The following is a 2535-nucleotide window of genomic DNA, read 5'->3' as shown; positions in this document are numbered from 1 at the left end:
AAGCCGGACCGGCCGGCTTCCCGCGCAACGCAGGGGACGGACTCACGCGGCGACCGGGCGCCGACGGCGGTGGTAGGCCCAGGCGAGCGCGAGGGTGGCGGGGCCCCAGAAGATCGCCGTCGAGGTGCAGATCCGCCCCAGGGCCATCCACCAGCCGTTGCTGTAGCCGACCTCCTTGAACACCCCCAGCCAGGCGAGGGGCATGCCGTCAAAGAGGGCCACCAGGACCAGACCCCCGAGCACGGCCGGGACGACCGCCGCGAGCGGCGGCACCCGGCGCCCGCGCAGAACGGGCACCCAGCGCGGGAACACCTCGCCCCAGCCGCTGACCAGCCCCAGGGTCAGGATCGTCAGCGCCTCGGTGACCACGCTCAGGCCGATCACGTACGGGGCGAACCACCAGACGTAGGCCGCGGCGTTCGGGTCGACAGTGCCCATCCGGAAGTCGAACGCGAACGGCAGCCGCCACAGGCAGTGCGGCAGCACGACGAACGGGAGGGCCTTGGCGAGCCGCAGGGCCCACCGGGGAACGGGGCGTTCGGTGTCGCCCACCGGGATGTTCTTCAGCATGCGTCCACGGTCGCGGACACCACCCCCGCCCCACGTCCACCGTGCGGCCCCATCGCCTCCCCCGCACGAGCCAACCGCTCGTCATCCCCGCGGCCGAGACGGACCGTCAGCCCTTGGCCCCCAGGCCGAAGGAGGACGTCAGCAGCCCGAGGGCGTACGGGCTCTCGGTGCCGTCCAGCGCGGTCGGGTCGACCGAGTACACGACCGTGCGGGCGAGGTCGCGGGTGGCGAAGACGCCACTGGTGGAGCCGGGCCGGGAACCGGTCTTGCCCCAGGCCACGATGCCGCCGGCCGCAAGGCGTTCGAGGCCCATGCTCATGCACGCCGTGCCGTCCGGGCAGTGGCTGCTACCCGGGGCGACGGGCACGTCCGGGACGGTGAAGAGCTTCTCCTGCTCGGCCGGCGGGAGGAGGCGGCCCCGGAACAGCGCGGTCATGAAGCGGTCCAGGTCGGGCGCGCTGGAGATCATGCCGCCCTCGGCCCAGGGCCACGGGCTCTGCTCGGTCACGTCCGCCCGGTGCGAGCCGCCGCCGGCGTCCGGGACGGTCAGGTACGGGCGGGTCGCCGGGTGCCGCAGCTGCGGGTCACCGGCGTCCGGGAGGGAGGTGTCGTGCAGGCCGAGCGGGCGGATGATCCGGTCGCGCAGCTCGTCGGCGTAGCGGTGGCCGGTGACCTTCTCGACGACCAGCCCGGCGACGAAGGTGTTCATGCCGTTGTACTGCTGGGCGGTGCCGGGGTCGAAGGCCAAGGGCTGGCCGGCCATCGTGGCGGTGATCTTCTCCGGGGTGGGCGCGTCGAGCCGGTGCTCGGCGAACCAGCCGGTGGTGCCGTCGCCCCAGAACCTGTTGTCGCCGCCGGGCAGCCCGCTGGTGTGGTCGAGCAGCTGCCCCACCGTGACCGACGGGAAGGGGAAGTCCGGGAGGTACTGCCGGACGCTGCCGTCGAGGTCGATCCGGCCCTCGGCGGCGAGTTGGAGGACGACGGTGGCGGTGAAGACCTTCGAGATCGACCCGATCCGGAACCTGCCGTGCGGGTCCACCGCCGTCCCGGCCTCCGCCGAGCTGCCCTCGAACCTCCCCGCGGAACCGGTGACCCGCACGAACCCGGCGGAGACGTCGGCGGCGGGCCGCCGGGCGAGGGCGGAACGGATCGCCGCCGGGTCCAGCGGCGGCAGTGCGGACGGGTTCGCCGACACTGCGGCGGCGGGGGTGGCGGCGGGCGCCGCGGCGAGGGCGGGCGCGCCCACCCCGACCGTCAGCGCGGCCGCCAGGGCGCCGGCGGCGGCCAGGGCGGCCCAACGGGTGCGGTTCGTGTGCGCGTTCACGTGCGGTCGGCTCCAGACTGATCGTCGTCCGGGCCGGAGTTTCCCGGCCCTGACGACGAGTCTTCCGGTGCCGCCCGCCCGGGGCATCAGGGGCGGGCGGCCGTCACTCCCTGATTTCACGTCAGGGTTTGCCCGGAGGCGCGGAGCAGGAGGTCGGCCGGCCGCTGTCCGGTGAACGGCGAAACCGCGCAGGCACCCGCTCCGACGCGCTCCCGCTACGACCCCACACTCAGCCCGAACTCCCTGCACACAGCCGCGAGGGCTTCCGCCGGATCCGATGTGACCGTGCGGCGGGCGCCCTCGACGACGAACGGCGGTTGTCCGTGCCGACCGGTGTCGACCTGGACGTGGTCGGTTCCGGCTTCGACGCTGAGGAAGTACACGTTGTCGTCGTCGGAGGGACGGGTCACCTGCAAACGTTCGACCCGCAGCCCCGGCAGAACTCGACGGACACCTCCGAGAACATCATCCAGCGGGCCGTTGCTACGGTCCGCCGGCCCCCACACCCGTCCTCTGATCCCTGGTTCACCCATGGGTGCATCATCCGACACCAGGCGCACCGTCACATGCCCCAACACCGGATCCGGGGTTGAAGAACAAGCTCAGCCGGGGTCGCGGGCGCAACAGGAGGAGTGGGAAGT

General features: G+C 73.2%; 3 protein-coding genes. All 3 read right to left on the bottom strand.

What is annotated here, in order from left to right:
- Positions 1–42 precede the first annotated feature (42 nt).
- The 3 genes from ACFU7Y_RS42940 to ACFU7Y_RS42930 all read right to left on the bottom strand — a co-directional run bounded on the left by ACFU7Y_RS42940 (position 43) and on the right by ACFU7Y_RS42930 (position 2304).
- Positions 43–570: a hypothetical protein gene (locus tag ACFU7Y_RS42940; protein ID WP_224280474.1), complete on the bottom strand. Its 528-nt coding sequence runs from the start codon at positions 568–570 to the stop codon at positions 43–45.
- 106 nt (positions 571–676) lie between these two features.
- Positions 677–1894, bottom strand: coding sequence for a serine hydrolase domain-containing protein (locus tag ACFU7Y_RS42935; RefSeq protein ID WP_380771899.1), 1218 nt, complete (start codon positions 1892–1894; stop codon positions 677–679).
- A gap of 215 nt (positions 1895–2109) precedes the next feature.
- Positions 2110–2304: a hypothetical protein gene (locus tag ACFU7Y_RS42930; protein ID WP_224282219.1), complete on the bottom strand. Its 195-nt coding sequence runs from the start codon at positions 2302–2304 to the stop codon at positions 2110–2112.
- Positions 2305–2535 lie beyond the last annotated feature (231 nt).

This window comes from Kitasatospora sp. NPDC057542, from assembly GCF_042801945.1.
Lineage (GTDB): Bacteria > Actinomycetota > Actinomycetes > Streptomycetales > Streptomycetaceae > Kitasatospora.
The sequence above is the reverse complement of the archived record's forward strand: the minus strand, read 5'-3'. Positions and strand labels throughout refer to the sequence as shown.